Source organism: Micromonospora sp. CPCC 206060 (assembly GCF_036906895.1).
Taxonomy (GTDB): domain Bacteria; phylum Actinomycetota; class Actinomycetes; order Mycobacteriales; family Micromonosporaceae; genus Micromonospora.
On sequence record NZ_JBAKHU010000018.1, the window covers coordinates 1 to 17,500 of the forward strand.

Annotated in this window: 9 protein-coding genes; 4 read left to right on the top strand and 5 right to left on the bottom strand. The window is 71.7% G+C overall.

What is annotated here, in order from left to right; all coding sequences use genetic code 11:
- A partial coding sequence (locus tag V6U90_RS14240) for a glycosyltransferase (RefSeq protein WP_334435797.1) occupies nucleotides 1-1,180 on the bottom strand: 1,180 nt, incomplete at its 3' end.
- Between the two features lie 283 nt (nucleotides 1,181-1,463).
- On the opposite strand from V6U90_RS14240, the gene wecB reads away from it, so the two are divergent.
- The 4 genes from wecB (at nucleotide 1,464) to V6U90_RS14260 (ending at nucleotide 7,527) form a co-directional block, all read left to right on the top strand.
- Entirely contained in the window at nucleotides 1,464-2,552 is a 1,089-nt protein-coding gene (gene wecB, locus V6U90_RS14245; protein WP_334435611.1) for a non-hydrolyzing UDP-N-acetylglucosamine 2-epimerase, read from the top strand.
- Nucleotides 2,553-2,681: 129 nt separating this feature from the next.
- A complete protein-coding gene (locus V6U90_RS14250; protein ID WP_334435614.1) occupies nucleotides 2,682-4,169 on the top strand; it encodes a glycosyltransferase in 1,488 nt (495 codons plus the stop codon).
- On the top strand, nucleotides 4,166-6,316 hold the full coding sequence (locus tag V6U90_RS14255; RefSeq protein ID WP_334435616.1) for a glycosyltransferase family 1 protein: 2,151 nt from the start codon (nucleotides 4,166-4,168) through the stop codon (nucleotides 6,314-6,316). Before V6U90_RS14250 ends, V6U90_RS14255 begins: the two co-directional genes overlap by 4 nt.
- Nucleotides 6,317-6,321: 5 nt before the next feature.
- Nucleotides 6,322-7,527 carry a hypothetical protein gene (locus V6U90_RS14260; RefSeq protein ID WP_334435618.1) on the top strand — a complete coding sequence of 402 codons (1,206 nt, stop codon included), beginning with the start codon at nucleotides 6,322-6,324 and terminating at the stop codon, nucleotides 7,525-7,527.
- Between the two features lie 14 nt (nucleotides 7,528-7,541).
- Here the strand turns inward: V6U90_RS14260 and V6U90_RS14265 are convergent, their stop codons facing one another.
- Genes V6U90_RS14265 through pglY form a run of 4 tightly spaced genes read right to left on the bottom strand, consistent with a single transcriptional unit; the run spans nucleotide 7,542 to nucleotide 17,463 of the window.
- A complete protein-coding gene (locus tag V6U90_RS14265) occupies nucleotides 7,542-9,671 on the bottom strand; it encodes a DEAD/DEAH box helicase (RefSeq protein WP_334435620.1) in 2,130 nt (709 codons plus the stop codon).
- Entirely contained in the window at nucleotides 9,672-10,985 is a 1,314-nt protein-coding gene (gene brxD, locus V6U90_RS14270; RefSeq protein WP_334435623.1) for a BREX system ATP-binding protein BrxD, read from the bottom strand.
- Nucleotides 10,982-13,738, bottom strand: coding sequence for a BREX-2 system phosphatase PglZ (gene pglZ / locus V6U90_RS14275; RefSeq protein ID WP_334435626.1), 2,757 nt, complete (start codon nucleotides 13,736-13,738; stop codon nucleotides 10,982-10,984). Before pglZ ends, brxD begins: the two co-directional genes overlap by 4 nt.
- Entirely contained in the window at nucleotides 13,735-17,463 is a 3,729-nt protein-coding gene (gene pglY / locus V6U90_RS14280; RefSeq protein ID WP_334435629.1) for a BREX-2 system ATPase PglY, read from the bottom strand. The genes pglZ and pglY overlap by 4 nt, the downstream gene beginning before the upstream one ends.
- Nucleotides 17,464-17,500 lie beyond the last annotated feature (37 nt).

Sequence of the window (17,500 nt, forward strand, 5' to 3'; positions counted from 1 at the left end):
ACGGCACCACCTGCCAGTGCGCCACATACGGCAACACATGCACCCGATCCGCCACGCCCAGCTCCCCGGCGCGGGCGAGCAGCCCCTGCACGTACGGACCCTCAGGCGAGTTGACCACGAACGCCACATGCATCCCGGGGAGCTGCGGCAGCGCCTCCACCATGACCCCCAGGCCACGCTGCTCGGCGGCGGCACCGCTGTACACCAGCAGCGGCGTGTCCGGACCCACCCCGCACCGCGCCCGCAGATCCGGCACCGGCTCGGCACCGTGTTCGGCGCCCGACGTCGCCTGCGCGGAGACCGCCTCCGGGGCGTTCAGCACCACCGCCGGGGTCTCCGCCAGCCCGTGGGTCGAGGCGAGCAGCTCGGCCAGCGACTCGGAGACCGTCATCACCGCGTCCGCGTGCCGGGCGTACTCCCGCTCGTGCGCGCAGTGCGCCGGCAGCCAGCGGGCGTTGTGCCGCACCGGGCGTACCCCGGGCAGGAACTCGTGGGCGTCCCAGACCAGCGTGACCGACCGCCCCTTGACGGCGGCCCGGATCTTGGCCCGCGCCGCCACCCCCAGCATCCGGAAGTCGTTCGCGTGGATCAGATCCGGCGCGAGGCTGTCCACCACGGGGCCGAAGGCCAACTCCCAGTCCCACAGGCCCGGCTCCAGCTTCCGCCAGGCCCGGTCCCCCATGGTCGCCTGCCAGAACGCGGTCACCGCCCGGTCGAACGGGCCGTGCATGGTGCGGGGCGACCGGGTGGTCTGGCGGTCCCGGAACGACACCCACCGGTCCAGCAGCCCGACCGCGGTCTCCTCGGCGCGCCGCACCCCGGATCCGGTACGCAGCCCGCCCGGCGCCGCCACACCGGTCCTGACTGCCGCCGCCCGTTGCGCGTCCCGCAACGCCAGGTCGGCCCGCCACGCCCGGACCGTCTGGGCGCGCTGGGCCGCGATCCCGCCCGGGGGGTACCCGAGCAGCCCGCGCAGCCAGCGGCGGCGGTACTGGTGGCGGGGCCGGGCCAGCGGCGCCGGGACCGGCAGCAGGCGCACCTCGGCGTCCCCGAGACGCCAGCTCTGCGGCCGGCCGGTCGGCGACTTGCCGAGCAGGACGACCTCCCAGCCCGCCTCGGCCGCGCTACGCGCCGCCTTCTGCACCCGGGAGTCCCCGTTGACGCCGTTGTCCACCAGCATGACGATCCGGCCACGCCGTTTCTGCGCGGCGCCGTCAACCACCATCGTGTGCCCCTCCGTGCTCTGCGGGCCGGTCACCGACGGGCACCACGGGCCTTCCCGGCGGGCCGGGGCGAGTCTACGGCAACCGCCCGCTGCCACTGGCTAGACTCCGGGGCGTCGGTGTCACCAGGAGAGGTGTCGGATACGCCCTCCTGGTCACCGGTCGGGACACGCGGCGGTACGGGCCGCTCTGGTCTCCCGTGCCGGATGATTCCCCGAACCACACCTGGAGTACCGCGAAGTGAAGGTCGTCAGCGTCGTCGGGGCCCGTCCCCAGTTGGTGAAACTCGCCCCCATCGCCGCTGCCTTCGCCGGCACCGGCCACCGGCACGTGATCGTGCACACCGGCCAGCACTACGACGCCGACCTCTCCGACGTCTTTTTCACCGGGCTCGGCATCCCGGCGCCGGACGTGCACCTCGGCATCGGCTCCGGATCGCACGGGGCGCAGACCGGCGCCGCGCTCGCCGCGCTCGACCCGGTGCTCGCCGCCGAACGCCCCGACTGGGTACTCGTCTACGGCGACACCAACTCGACGTTGGCCGGTGCGCTCAGCGCGGTCAAGCAGCACCTGCCGGTGGCACACCTGGAGGCCGGGCTGCGCTCGTTCAACCGCCGGATGCCGGAGGAGCACAACCGGGTACTCACCGACCACGCCGCAGACCTGCTGCTCGCCCCGACCGAGGAGGCCATGCGGCATCTCGCGGCGGAAGGGCTGGCCGCCCGCTCCCGGCTGGTCGGTGACGTGATGGTCGACGCCTGCCTCGGGGTACGCGACACGGTGCTCGCCGGTGGCCAGACCCCACCCGCACTGCCCGAGGGGATCGACCCGGACGCGCCGTACCTGCTGGCCACCCTGCACCGGGCGGAGAACACCGACGATCCGGCCCGCCTCGACGCACTGGTCACCGCGCTGGCCGGGCTGCCGCTGCCGGTGGCCCTGCTGGCCCACCCCCGGCTGCTGGCCCGCGCCGAGCAGCACGGGATCAAACTGGCCCGGGGTGCGCTGCGGATCGGCCGTCCGCTGCCGTACGCGGGCATGGTCGCCGGGGTGCTCGGCGCGGTCGGTGTGGTCACCGACTCGGGCGGGCTCCAGAAGGAGGCGTACCTGCTCGGTCGCCCCTGCACCACGCTGCGGCCGGAGACCGAGTGGCCGGAGACCCTCGTCGACGGCTGGAACCGGCTGGTCCCGCAGCCGCAGGAGCTGGGCGCCACGGCGTGGGCGGAGATCGTCACCCGCGCCGCCCCGACGGCCGGTCGGGGCGAGCCGTACGGTGACGGACGGGCGGCACAGCGGGTGGTCGCGGTGCTCGCCGGTGAGACCAGCTGACCGACCGACACCACCCGACCGACACCAGCTGACCGACCGACACCACCCGACCGACACCATCTGACCGACCGACACCACCGGCAGCGCCCCTCACCCCTGACGGTAACCAGGAAGATCGGCAACAGCGCGATGCAGAAGCGACTCCCCTCACCGCTCGCCCGGCTGGCCCGCGCCACCCGACCCCGGCCCCGTCGGGGCCCCCGACCGCACGTCATCTACCTCGCCATCGGCTTCCCGCCGGCGGCGAAGAGTTCGGCGTACCGGATGCGCGAGACCGCCAACCAGTTCTGCGCGCTGGGCTGGGACGTCACCGTCATCACCATCTCCGAGTCCGCCTGGGAACGCGAGTACGGGCTGGACCACACCCTCTCCGCCGGGGTGGACCCCCGGGTGAAGGTGGTCGAGGTACCGCTGGCCCGGACCGACCTGGAAACCGACATCCGGGCGTTCTCCGAGGCCCGGTCGCTGCGCCCGCAGCACTGGATCGACCAGCAGCGCCGGGAGGAGCTGAGGATCTTCCCCGAGCCGGTCTTCGGCGGTTGGCGGTTCGCGCTGGAGAAGGCGCTGCTGCGGGTACACCGGGCGCACGCCGCCGACCTGCTGATGACCACCTGCGCGCCGTACGTCAACCTGGCCGCCACCTGGAAGCTGTGGCAGGAGTACCGGGTGCCGTACGTGGTGGACTTCCGGGACGGCTGGTCGGTCGACGTGATCGCCGGGACCACCGCGTTCGCCGAGAACACTCCCGCCGACCGGTGGGAGAAGCGGGTACTGGAGCAGGCCCGGGCGGTCTGGGCGGTCAACGAGCCGATCGCCGACTTCTACCGGCAGCGCTACCCGGTGATCGCCGACCGGGTCCGGGTGGTCCGCAACGGCTACGACGGTGACTGCGTACCGGCCACCACCCACCGGCCCGACCCGGAGGCCGGACTGACCTTCGGCTACCTCGGCTCGATCAACTTCGCCCCGGCACTGCTGGACTCGGTGCTCACCGGCTGGCGCAACGCCCGCCGGGAGGAGCCGCTGCTGGCCCGCAGCCGGTTCGAGGTACGCGGACACATCGGCGCGGGTGCGCTGCGCGAGGCGAACGCGCACATGGAGTTGCTGCGCGCGGCGGCGGCCGACGGGGTGGAGTTCGGCGGCCCGGTACCGAAGGCCGAGGTGGCCGCCACCTACGGACGCTGGGACGCGCTGGTGCTGATGCTGGTCGGCGGCCGGTACGTCACCTCCGGCAAGGTCTACGAGTACGCGGCCAGCGGACTGCCGGTGCTTTCCGCCCACGAGGTCGACCACGACGCGGCGACGGTGCTGGCCGGTCATCCGCTCTGGACCGGCGCGGTCGGGTTGGACCCGAAGCGGCTGACCGCCTCGTTCGTCGAGGCCGCCCGGCTGGCGGTACGCGCCGACGACGCCGACCGGGCGGCGGCCCGGGAGCACGCGCAGCGGTTCGCCCGGGGTGCCCAGCTCGCGCCCGCCGTCGCCGAGGCCACCCGGTTCGCCCGGCCCGCCGCCCAGGCCACCCTGACCCCGGCCGCCGCCCAGGCGAGCCCGGCCGCCGGGCCGACCCAACCGACCCCGGCCGTTCCGACCCGCCCGACCGGAGGCAACCCGTCATGACCAACGTGCTCATCGTGGCCGGTGACCGACCGCAGCAGGAGTCGGTACTCGTCGAGGCGCTGGGCCGGTTCCGGGCGCAGGGTGCCCGGGTCGGCATCGTCTGCGACTTCGCGCTGGACGGGTTCACCATCGACCCGGCGCTGGCCGAGCTGCACAGTCTGCGCGCCACCGAGCCGGATGCGAAGCTGCGGCGTACGCTCGCCCGTAACCAGCAGCCCAGCCGGGCGGTGTGGCTGCGGGCCTGGCACGACGGCTGGGTCCGGCAGCGGGTCCGGACGGCCGACGTGCTGGTCGCCCTGGACGGGCTGGCCGTGCACACGGTGTGGGAGATGGCGCAGCGCCAGCCCCGGGCGGACGCCTGCCACGGGCTCGGCCCGGCCGGGAAGGTCATCCGGGCCCGGCACGAGGGGACGCACCGGCCGGCGCGGACCGGTCTGGGCGACGTGGTCTCGGCCCGGGCCGGCATCCTGGCCCGGGGCGCCCGCCGCTCGGCCGTCACCGGGGTCAAGGAGTCGCTGGAGGCGACGATGGCTCCGGCGGTGCTGCGCAGCCGGGCCGGTGCCCGGCTCTGGCGGACCGTGGTGGCCGCGCCGGGCCTGCCGGACCGGGTACGCGGTGGACTCACCTACCGGTTGCACGTACGCGCGGTCCGGGCCGACCGACCCGGGCAGGCCGCTTCGGCGTCGAAGGCGGCCAGCGCCCGGATGGCCGACAAGCGGGCGCGGGCGGAGCTGCTGATGCGCGAGGCGACCGAGGAGCTGGCCATGGGCCGGGTACCGGTCTGCCTGCGCGAGGCGGTCACCGCCGAACTGGCGGTGGCCGACGACTGGCTGGGCCGGAAGAACCCGCGCAAGGCGGCCCAGTCGTTGTACAAGGCGATGCGGCTGCTGTTCCACCGGGTACCGCACTTCGACCAGCTCACCTCGCCGCTGGCCGGCGATCCGGCCGGCTTCCTGGCCCCGCTGCGCGGCAGCCGCGCCGCCCAGGCCTTGGCTGCGCCCCGGGGGCGGGAGAAGCCGGCCGCGACGCCACCGGCCGACCGGCCGCTGCGACTGCTGATCGCCACCAACGGCAACGACCACTTCCTCACCGACATCCGGGCCCGCTACGCCGACCTGCCCGGGGTGGAGCTGCGGTACGTCCACCTGACGCAGGACCCGGTGGGTGACACGCTGATCCGCAACGCCGGGGCGATCGTGGAGCACCGGCTGACCGGAGCGACCGAGTTCGGTAACCGGGTCGAGGAGTGGTTCCGGCCGCACCTGGACTGGGCGGACACCGTCTTCGTGGACTGGACCGTGGCCACCGCCGCGCTGCTCACCCTGGTCGACCCGGGCGACACCCGGGTGATCATGCGGCTGCACAGCTTCGAGGCGCTCAGCTTCTGGCCGCACCTGATCGACTTCTCCCGGGTGGACGAGCTGCTTCTCGTCTCCGAGCACCTGCGGGACCTGGCGGTCGAGGTGCTGCCGGCCCTACAGGGTGAACAGGCCCCGGCCCTGCCGGTGATCGCCAACGCGATGGACCTGCGACCGTACCCCCGGCCGAAGGATCCGGCCGCCCGGTTCACCCTGGGCCTGATCGGGACCAGCGCGGTCGCCAAGGACCCACGCTGGGCGATCGAGGTGCTGCGCGAACTGCGGGCCGTGGACCCGCGCTACCGGCTGCTGCTCATCGGCTCCGGGTTGGACCCGGCGGCCAGTACCTCGGTCCGGCAGTACCAGGACGCGCTCGACGCCGACCTGGCCGAGCTGGAACCGTCCGGGGCGGTGGTCCGGGTCGGGCACACCTCGGACGTACCCGGTGCGCTGACCGGGATCGGGGTGATCCTGAGCAGCTCGGTGCGGGAGAGTTTCCACTGCGCGCTGGTCGAGGGGGCGGCCAGTGGTGCCGTCCCGGTGGTGCGGGACTGGCCGTTCTTCGCCGGGCGGGCACACAGCGCCCGTACCCTCTTCCCGGCCGGTTGGGTGGTCGGTACGCCGCAGGAGGCGGCGGCGCTGATCCGCACGGCCACCGCCACCGAGGAGAGCTGGCGGGCCGCCGGCGAGGCCGCCTCGGCGTACGCGCTGGCAACCTGGGACTGGAGCGTCACCCGGCACCAGTTCGACGAGCTGTTCCGGATCCCCGCCACCGAAAAGGTCCCCTGATTCCGATGACCACCACCCCCCACCGCCCCTCCGGCGTCAACGCCTCCCCCGCCGATCATGGAGTTGTGGTGCCCCCCAAAAACGACGTGACGGGGCAAGATGCCCACCACAAGTCCATGATCGGCGGGTTCTTTCGGCTGGCCTGGCCGGCCCTGGTCGGCTACCTGGCGGTACGGCTCGCCGGGCTGGCGGTCCTCTGGGCCTGGGCCCAGGCCAGCGGCCGGAGCGCGGGTACCCTGCTCGCCACCCGGGCCGACGCGAGCTGGTACCTGGCGATCGCGGAGCGGGGGTACGACAGCGGGGCCGGGCAGAGCAACATGGCCTTCTTCCCGCTCTATCCGGGGCTGGTCGGAATCCTGGAGCCGCTGCTGCCGCTCGGCCCCGGGGGCACCGCCGTGCTGGTCGCCTGGATCGCCGCCCTCGCTGCGGCGGCCGGCCTGTTCGCCATCGGCAACCACCTGTACGACCGGCGGGTGGGCATCCTGCTCGCCGTACTCTGGGGGGCGCTGCCGCACGCGGTGGTGCAGTCCATGGCGTACACCGAGGCACTGTTCACCGCGTTCGCCGTCTGGACCCTCTTCGCGCTGCTGCGCCGCAACTGGCTGGCGGCCGGCCTGGTCTGCCTGCTGGCCGGGTTGACCCGGCCGACCGCGTCCGCGCTGATCCCGGTGGTCGGGCTGGCCGCCCTGATCGCCGTGTTCCAGCGGCGCGACGGTTGGCGGCCCTGGGTCGCGATGCTGCTCGCCCCGCTCGGCTACCTCGGCTACCTGGGCTGGGTGGCCCGGCGGACCGGCCGGCTGGACGGCTGGTTCACCATCCAGAACGACGGTTGGAAGATGTCCTTCGACGGTGGCCGGTACACCGTCGGCGTGGCGAAGAACGTCCTCGTCGACGGCTCAACCCTCGCCCTGTACGCCGTCACCCTGGTGCTGGTGCTGGCCGGTGTGCTGTTCGTGTTCAGCCTGTTGGACCGGCAGCCGTGGCAACTGCTGCTCTACAGTGCGCTGCTGCTGGCCACCTCGCTCGGCGCGCACGGGTACTACCACTCCAAGGCGCGTTTCCTGCTGCCCGCGTTCCCGCTGCTGCTGCCGGTCGCGGTGGCACTGGGCCGGACCAGCCGGCCGAAACGGTGGATCGTGGTGGCGGTACTGGCCGCCGGCTCGGCGTACTTCGGCGCGTACCTGCTGCTGCGCTGGAAGTACTCCCCCTGACCGGGTACCGCCGGTCAGAGGTGAACGAACCGGGACGGCTCGGCCAGCACCAGAGCTGCGGAGTCAACGTCCGCCAGTCGGGCCGCGAGGGTGGCCCGGGCCAGGTGCTCCGGCAGGGCGGCGCTGAACTTCAGCCCGGCAAGGGCCTTGTCGCTGATCTCCGGTAGGCAGAGCTGTTCGGCAGCATGTGCGGTGCCGAACAGCCAGGTCTTCCGGTCGAGGTCATGCCGGAGGCGGATGACCGCGTCGTCGGGTCGTTGAGTCGGATCGGCCAGCGAGCCCAGGGTGGCCGTCAGGGTGGCATTGGCCCGGTATCCGGCCCAGGTCCACCAGCGAAGGTCGCCCTCACCATCCCGGACGATCACCGTGCCACCGGGATGCACGACGCCGGAGCCGTCATCACGCAGGTCCGTGAGGCGGGTCAGGGCACGCCGGGTCAGCCTGACCGGCGGGTCGACACCGAGCAGGACTTCCCGCATGGCCCGGACCAACTGGTACGAACGGCCGCGCGGCCCCGCGCCGGTCATCCAGAGTGCCTTGCCGCCGCTGTCCGCCGGCTCGACGAAACACCGGCGGCGGTTCCAGTCGATGTAGGTGACCCGCCAACTCCGACCGGCAAGGAGGAGCAGCCGGGGGCCTGCCACCTTCTCCGTCAGTAGTGCCGGATCGGTCCGGCCGATCTCGGTCCGGCCGGTCAGCACGGTGAACTGCGGTGGGGCGGTGAACACGGCGGTGAGATCCATGAAGTGCCGCCGACCGAACCGGAGTTCAGCCGCCGGACCGACGAAGAGCATGCCCTCGTCGGAATCGAGGTAGCCGTGCGCGACGAGATGACGGACGATGACCTCCGCCGTGCCGTCGAATGGTGGCAGACCGTTCCACCAGTCCTGCCAGAGGTGGTCTCCGACCCGGTTCTGTTGCAGGCAGAGCGCCAGGATCTGCTGGGCGATGATGTGCCTGGGCTGTGGTGGGGGCACCACCGGTTCCACCCAACCCCGGCCCCACAGGGTGAGCAGTCCGGCAGCATGCACCAGTCCCGGACCATCGAGTGCGAGGAACAGGCAGTTCCGGGTGCTCCCCGGGCGTCGGCCGGTTCTGCCGAGCCGCTGGAGGAACGCGGCGACCGTGCCCGGGGCGTCGATCTGGATGACCCGGTCGAGGTCACCGACGTCGATACCCAGTTCCAGTGTGCTGGTCGAGACGATGACGCAGTCCCGTTCCTGGGCGAACGCCTCCTCGGCACGCCGCCGTTCGTCGGCGGACAGTGACGCGTGGGACAGGAACGTGGTGACCTGTAATGCGCGCAGCTTCTGACCGAGTTCTTCCACCAGGGCCCGGGAATCGCAGAAGACCAGCCGTTTCTCACCCCGGTGCAACGTTGCGATCACCTTGGCCGCGTTGTCAACCGAACCGACGTAGTCCAGCTCGATCTCAACCGGGGGCGGCGACGGGACGGTGTCGCCTGCCGTCACCGGCTGCGTCGGCGCGGGCAGGTCCGGTGCGACGACCGTTGCCCGACGCCGCCGGCCGGATCCTTGCAGCCAGTGCAGCAGGTCGTCGGGGTTACCGACGGTCGCGGAGAGCCCGATCCGTTGGACGGGTCTGCCGGCGATCCGACTGAGCCGTTCGAGTACCGCCAGCAGATGCCAGCCGCGATCGTCGCCGGCGAAGGCGTGTACCTCGTCCACCACGATCGCCCGGAGCTGCCCGAAGAACTCCGCGTGGTCGACCTTGGTGCTGACCAGCATGGATTCCAGCGACTCCGGGGTGGTCAGGAGAATGTCCGGCCGCTCGCGCAGGATCTTGCGCCGCCGCCCCGAGGTGACGTCCCCATGCCACAGGGCGGCAGTTCGACCGAGCCAGCCGGCATAGTGCTCGACGCGGGGCAACAGATTGTTGAGCAACGCACGGAGCGGGCAGACGTAGAGCAACGCGGTGCCATGCCAGTTCTCCTGCGACATCCGGGACAGCAACGGAAACAGCGCCGCCTCGGTCTTGCCTCCGGCAGTCGGCGCGAGCAGCAGCGCATCGTCGCCGGTGATCAATGGTTCCACCGCGGCTTCCTGCAGGGGCCGCAGCGCCGGCCACTGCAACGAATTCACGATGTGGTGCAGCACCACCGGGTGCAGCAGCTCCGCCGTCACCTAGACGTCCAGATCAATGTGGTCGGCACTGGTGGCGTTGCGTTCCACGTCGGTCAGCTCGGCGGTGGACAGGGTGAGCGCGTAATGCTGCCGGGGATCGAAGTCGGGGAACTGGTCCACCCGGTCGAGGACCTCGCCCACCAGCTTCTTGAGGAAGAGGCGCGGTGCGACACCCACCTTGCCGCCAAGCCCACCGGCAACCGCCAGAGCGAGCTGCCTGAGGTAGGCGTCGTCCACGGTAGCCGTCAGCCGGTCCCGGGCCGCGGAGCCATCGGCATACAGGTCGCGCACCCGCCCGCCCAGTTCCACCAGCGAGTCGACGCTGAAGCCGGGCAACCGGATCTGTACCGCACGCGGATTGTCGAACCGGGGTTCCGTCGTGAAGTCCACGGCCAGCCGCTGCGCCAGGGGTGCGAGTCGCGGTACGCCCTGCGGTCCGTCGTAGAAGGCCGGCGTACCGGTGATGACCAGATACAGCCCGGGGAACCGGCCCGAGTGCACCTCGTCGATCAGTTGACGAAGCGCGTTGAGCGCCTTGTCCCGGGCGTCCGAGCGGACCCGTTGCAGGGTTTCCACCTCGTCGAGCACCAGCAGCAGGCCGGGATGACCGCTGTCGCGCAGGACCACGAGCAGACCCTGGAGGAAGCTGAGGGCCGCGAAGTGGTCGAGGTCGCCCCGGACACCGGCAGCCCGCCGGGCGGCAGCCGCCACGTGGGGCTGGCCGCCGAGCCAGGCCAGCACGGCGTCGGCGGTGGCGGCTTCGCCGGCCAGGTTGGCGGCCCGGTAGCCACGAAGCGCCGCGGCGAATGCCGGCGCGGTACGGCTGACCGCGGTGAGACGCTGGTCGAGCAGCACACCGACCGCCGAGTCGAGGGCTGCGGTGTCATCCGGCGTGACGTTCCCGGCCGCGAGGACATCCTCTTCGAGGGCGTAGAACCAGCCGTCCACCACCGGCCGCAGGGCGCTCGGCGGAAAGGCCGAGGTAGCGAGCCGTTCGGTGAGTCGCCGGTACACCGTCTCCAGGCGGTGCAGCGGTGTTTCGTTCTCCGAGACCTGTACCTCGGCGGTGGCGAGGTTGGCGCGCTTGGCACGTTCGGCGATCCAGCGGGTGAAGAAGGTCTTGCCGGATCCGTACTCGCCCCGGACCGCCTTGAAGACCGCACCACCGGCAGCAACCGTGTCGAGCTCCGCGTCGATCGCGGTCGCGAACCGGTCCAGGCCGACGGCGAACAGGTCCAGCCCGGCCGACGGCACGGCGCCCCGGCGTAGCGCGTCGATGACCTCCCGCCGTCGCGCGGGGCTGGCGGTGTTCACCGCCCCACTCCGGGCAGGCGGAACTGGTCGCGCAGTAGCCGGATGTCGAGCCGGACGGTCCGTCCGCCGTCGATGACGGACAGCACCGGGTAGTTGTCGACGTTGAGGATGCGCTGGAGCATGGTGACGAACCCGCCGGCCCGGGAGGGCGCCTCACCGGCCCGTTCGGCGACCACGGCGATCGGCAGTACACCTTTGGCGTCGACCAACGCGGCCAGCGCGGCTTCGATCTTCCTCGGGTTCAGCCGGCGCGGGGTCGATCCCAGCTGCGCGGTGAAGAGTTCCGTCGCGACAAGGGCGGTCACCAGATCATCCGGGGTACCCGTCGGGGCCGTACCTGAGGACTCCGCTGCCTCCGGTACGTCGAACAGCGTCTCCCCGGGGGCCACCGCCGGCTTCCGGCGTGACCTGGCTCCGGATGCCGGACCGGTAACGGCCGGCAGAACCGGGTCGGCTGCCGGTGTCACCTGCCACCAGTCGGGTTGGCGCCCTTCCACCGCCGCCCAGCCGGCTGGCGTGTCGGTCACGTTGGGTAGGAGAAAGGCGAGCAGGGGGATGGTCACCTCGGCCAGCGACGCGCCGCCGTGGTAGCCCGCCCGGCTCGGCCGGTAGCGCAGCAACGGGTCCCACAGGGCGACGATGCGATTGTCCGGGGCCAGCACCCGGGGTCCGGTCAGCTCGACCTCCCCCTCGCCCAGCGGTCCCGGACCGGTGCGGTGACGGGCGGAAGCGGCGTCGGCGACCCGAACATGTTCGCCGCCGCGTTCCAGGACGTGTCCGTGGTCGCTGGTGATCACGACCGCCCGACCGGCGGACCGGGCCAGGTCGAGCACGCTACGCAGGAAGCCCAGATCGTTGAGCTGCCAACCGGCTTCGGCGCCGTCCCGGCCGTAGGCCAGGGAGTCGTCCACGGTGTTGATGACCACCGCCACGAGGTGGTTCAGGTCAGCGATCGCGGTGACGAGGTCATCGGCGAGCACCTCACCGGCGCCACCCCGTGCCGGCCCTTTGTGGAAGATCCGGGAGCCCCTGCCCCACCTGCCCTGGTCGAAGATCTGCTTCTCGGTGTCCTGACTGCCCGTACGCAGGGCACCGGCGAAGAGCGAGGTACGCGACACGGCGGTCAGGGTGGGCAGGGCGGCCACCACGCCCCTCCGGCGACCGGGACCGCCCCCGGCGACCGGGTCGTACTCCACCCAGTGTTCGGAGAGTTCGTCAGCGAGTTGCACGGCGACCGCCGCACTCATCCCGTCGAGCACGACGAACAACAGCGGCCGTTCGGTACGGACCAACGGGTCGATGACGCGGGAGAGGATGTTCTCGACGGTGAGCAGCCCGCCGTCGTTGCCCGGCCCGGCCGTTGCCCAGGTGCCCAGCCGCTCCGCGAAGGCCCGGTCAAGCTCCCGGCGCCGCTGCTGCACCCGCCGGTGGGTCTCCCCGAATGCCTGCCGGAGGCCCGGGTGGATGTCCTCACCGGCCCAGACGTGCTCGGCCGCGATGTCCACCCAGGCCCATTCGGTGATCTGTCGGTCCACGCCGTCGGCGACGCTCTGCATCGAGGGAGTCCCGGTGCCGAGCCACCGCACGAGTCGGTGTGCCATGCGGACCCGCTGGACCCGCTCGGCCTCGGTTTCGGCCAGCAGGTGCCCGGCAAGGTCGTCGACAGCAGCATCGAGCGCCGGAGCTGAGGCGTCCGGATCACGCAGAGCGGCCAGCAGGGCATCGGCGACAGCACCGGTCCGCTGGACGAAGCCGGTGCGCAGGATCGTGCTGTGACCGGCGCTGACCGTCGCACCGAACTGGATCAACAGTTCCTCGGCCCGGTCCAGGATGGCATGACCCTGCCGGCGGACCTGCGACTTCCGCCCCGGGTCGGTGAGCATCCCAGCGGTCACCTGCACGGCAGCCTCGGCAAAGGCCCGGATGGTCTGGTCGTCGTCGAGGTTTCCGAAGTACTGGTCGACGCGCCCCTGTGCCCGCACCGCCTCCGGGCTGTCACTCGTCCAGAGCGCATCGCAGACCAGACCGAGCGGTAACGCATCGGGGCCGTGCCCGGCGGCGATCAGCGCGAAGAGCGCCCTGGCTGGGCGGCCGAACTGGTCGACGAGCCACTGTGCGAGGCCGTCGCGCTCGGCACCCCGGAGCAGCCCGAACGCCTCGACGGCGGCCGGTTCGGCGCTCCACCGCAGCAACATCGCCACGTCGAGGTCATCCGCGCCGTCGCCACGGCGGTCCAGCCCGAGCCGCACGGCGGCGAGCTGTCGCAGCGCGACGTCCCTGGTGAGCACGGCGGTGGTGAGCTTAGGCCAGCCGGTCGGAGGCGTCGCGTCGAGCAGTGCCTCGCCCGCCCACGACTCTGCTTCCAGGGCGGCGTCGGGCAGTTGGGCCCCGAAGGCGTCCACCACCAGATCCCACGGCTCGACGGTGATGATCCGTTGCCGGAAGATGCGGCTCCGCACCCCCTGGCCGAGTTCGGATTCGGCCAGGTCGGTGAGCAGGACCAGTACCTCGTCGCCGCGTTCGACGCAGAGGTGCTCCCACACGGCGAGGGGTGAGGCGCAGGCGGCGACCCGGACCCGGCGACCGTCCGGGAGCAGCAGCACCGGGTCGTGCGGCCAGGTGGGCTCCGCACGGACCACCAGGACCGGGTACGCCTCCCCGTTGCGGTGCCGGTCGAGCTGCTGGGTCACCTTCTGGCGCAGTGCGACCGGGTTGATCCGCAGTGCCTGGGATGCGGTGGGTGCCGTACTCACGGCACGACTCTCCAGCTGACCTCGATGCTGGCGCCCTGATGCTCCTCGGCGAAGGCGCGCAGGTCGGCGACGGCCTGCTCCAGGTCCGCTGCCCCGACCCTGATCTGGCCCGCCGGTCGGCCGACCCTGTCGGGCGTCGCGAGCGGTTCGGCATCCCTGGTCCGGTCCGGTTGTGGCCCCGGCTGCCGGGCGGTCGCCCTCCGCAGCAGGTCCGTGGCCGCAGCCCGGGCCCGGCGCAGCGCCGGGGCGAGTGGGGTGGTCAACTCGTCGGCCCGGGTGGCGGCCCGCAGCTCGGCGACGATCAGGGCGGCCTCGGCGGCGTGTGGCTCGGCCAGGCCCTCGATGATCTCGAAGGTGTCCCAGGGTGCGGCGGCCAGTTCCGCCGCGACCTGGGTCGCGCTCTTGATGCTCTTTCCGGTCCGGTCGGCCGGGCCGCCCAGGTCGGCGCGGGCCAGCGACTCGATGGTCTCCACCGCTGGTCGGCGGGCGACGAGCGCGGCCAGCAGGTCGGCTGCGGCACGGGCGGTGGCGAGCCGACCGGTCGTGGCGTCCGGTGCGATGCCCAGCCACGTCACGTGCAGGTCCAGCTGCCTGACCAGATCATGGGCACTCTGCTGGTACCGCTCAGCCGCGTTGATCAGGTCCCGACCGAACATCGCCACCAATCGGCCCCGGCGCAGGGCGACCGGCTGGAAACCGAAGATCGCGGCAGCCCGGGCCCGGGCGGTCTCCCAGTCCTGTTCAGTGGGGAGGCGCTGCTCGCGCAGCACATGGTCCCCGGTGATCCGGCCCGGTTCGGGTGGCGGGACCACCTCACTGCCGTGCAGATAGAAGGCACGGTCGGTCTGTTCGGCGAAGGTGGCCACGACGAGCTGGGCGACGAGCGGATCGAGCCCGCGTGGGCTCGGCTCGTCGATCCAGGTCAGCAGATCCGCCACTCGCAGCTCGTCGTGGATGCCGGCGCTGGCGGCCTTTTGCTGGAAGTGCTGGACCCACTGCCCCTCGATGACGAAGGCGGCCTCGTGCATCTTGCCCAGCCCCAGCGGGTTGGCGATCCGGCGCATCGTCTGCCGCTGTGCCCGGTCGACCTCGACCCGCCCTTCGGGTGACTCGACCGCCCGCCGGACGTAACCGAGTACTTCCTTGATCTCGGCCGGGCGCACCGGTTCACCCTTGCGGTCCGGATCGAAGTCGGGATGGGCCGGAAACTGCTGGCTGAGCATCTGGTCACCGAGGCTGCGCAGGGCGTCGTTGAAACTCGCGCCCATCGGCAGTTTCGGCTCCAGGGCACGGGTCAACGACTGGAGGTGGTCGTCGAACCCGAGCCGTACGTCGCTCTCCTGCTTCTGCGCCAACCCGTACGCCTGGCGGAGCACCTTCCGCAGGCCGTTCAGCAACGAGGTGCGCTGGTTGGTCAGTACGGTGTGCGCGCGGCGCCGGTCGTCCTGGTTGAGGTGCTCGGCGTGGGTGTCGAACCGTTGCCCGGTCAGCACCGCGTCGATCATGACGAGGGTGCTCAGGTCTGCGGAACGCTGCACGGAAAGGGCAGCCGGGATCCAGCACACCGTACGGGGGCTTATCCGGCTCTTCATGTCCTGTACCCGCTGCCGGTCGTCCGCCGGCCCGTGACTGCCCTCGTCGAACGGGTAGTCGATGATCAGCCGCCAGGCGTCCCGGTCGCTCGGATGGAAGGCGTCCTCCCGGACGTCGTTCGGGTCCCGGACGTTGCCGTAGACCAGCTCGATGGTGCGGCGGCTGCCCCGCCAGGTCAGCCCGGCCTCGCTGAAGAACGAGTCCGCCCACGGTACGCCGAGCTGCTCCCAGAGCAGGCGCTGGACCATGAGCTTGCGGGCGCCGTCGTTGGCGTAGTGCTTGGCGGTGGCCAGGACGCTGTTCACGTCCACGCCGACCAGCTCGATCGAGACCACCGGGTCGTCGCCCTCACTTACCCGGATCTCGGTGAACCGGCGGTCCCAATCCTCGATCTTGCGGACGACCTGAGCCACCTCACCACCGGGGATCGGGCTGGTGATGCTGCCGTGGTTCAGCGCGGAGAGCCGCCGGGCGGTGAGGTTGCGCAGGGCCGGGACGCTGGGCGCGAGCGCGGCCAGCAGCAGGGTCTTGAGCAGGCGGTCGTCACCGGTGAAGGCGCGCACCCGGCCGGCCAGTTCAGCGGGCAGGTCCGCACCCCGGCGGGCCCGGTCGAGATCCTCCTCGGTGAGGGTGTACTGCCCGAGCAGGTGGGGGCGCAACTTCAGGTCGTACAGCTTCTGGGCCATCTCGAACTCGGCCTTGAGCTTCTCGGTGAACGGCTGGTCGCCGCCGCTGCTGATCACGTCGTACAGGTCACCGAGCGGGACGAGCTGACCGAGACGCAGGGTGTCCCGCCGGTCCACCAGGAGTTGACGCATCAGCTTCAGCGCGGTACGCGAGCGTTGCAGGGCGCTGGAGACGTGCACCAGGGTGGAGAGGAAGGCCGGGCTGAACGGGTACGTCTGCCGGAAGGCGTCGATGTCCGCGCCGCTGGCCGCGTCGGTGCCGAGCAGGGTGTCCCACACCTCCCGGCGTACCTTGGTCGCGGTGTCGAAGGCGTTGCCGATCGCGGCGGCGGCCGTGGGGTTCAGGGGTTTGAGCAGCCGGCGGCGGGCGATCTCCGGCAGGTTGCGATCCTCCAGCTTGATCACGTCGAACCGGCCGCTGGCCAGGTTGAGGTTGTCCTGGTAGCTCAGCTCGGTGGCGCCGGTCACCTCCTCACCGACCAGCTCGCGCAGGTCCCGCTGGCGGGCGATGAAGCTGACCACCGGGATGGGCCGACGGGTGTCGCCGCCCTCGACGAAGTTGGTGATCTTCTGGATCTCCCGCGAGACGAACTGCTGGTCGCCGATGGAGTTGGCCAGCCAGAGGATCAGCTCGTCGAGGAAGAGGATCAGACCGTGGTAGCCCAGTTCCTTGGCGTGCCGGCTGATCTCGGTCAGCCCCCGGTCCAACGAGACGAACGCCTCGGCGTCCTCCCGGGCATTGCTGAAGAAGCCCTTGTTCCAGCTGGTCAACAGGTCGTTGACCAGCTTGCGGCGCAGTTCGTCGGAGTAGGCGGCGGAGAATGCCGCGTCGAGCCGGTCGCTGGTCCAGAACGTCTCGTTCTCGCCCCACTCGTCCTCGGCGTCACCGCCGGGCAGCCCGGCGATGAACTGCGGGTCGCCGATCCGCTTGCGCAGCTCGGCGACCTGCGCCAGGAGCGCGTCGGTACGGTGCACGGCGGGGATCGGCGCGCCGGGGTGCAGGGCGAGCACCCGGTCGACGTACCCGCCGAGGACCCGCTGCTCCAACGAACGGGCGTCGAGCAGGTGGTACGGCACCAGCAGGAACTTCCGGCCGTCGAGCCAGACGCTGTGCTTGGCGATCAGCGGGGCGAACTCGTCCCGGCCCCGGGCCGCCGGCTCGCCGCGCAGCAGGGCGTGCAGCACCGCCATGAAGTGCGACTTACCGGAGCCGAACGAGCCGTGCAGGTACGCGGCCTTGGAGGCGTGCCCCTCCACCGCCGAACGGATCAGCCCGAGCGCCTCGTCGAAGTTGCCCACCAGCCGGTCGGTGATGACGTACTCGTCCAGGGTCGCGTCGGCGTCGGCGACGCTGTCGGCAAGCTTGAGAACGAAGTCACTGGTGCTGGTCCGCTCCGGGATGGCGATGAATTCCCGGAGCAGCGGCGCGGGGGTGGGCTGTGCCATGCCGCTTACCGTATCTCCTGTTCGAATCCGCTATCGG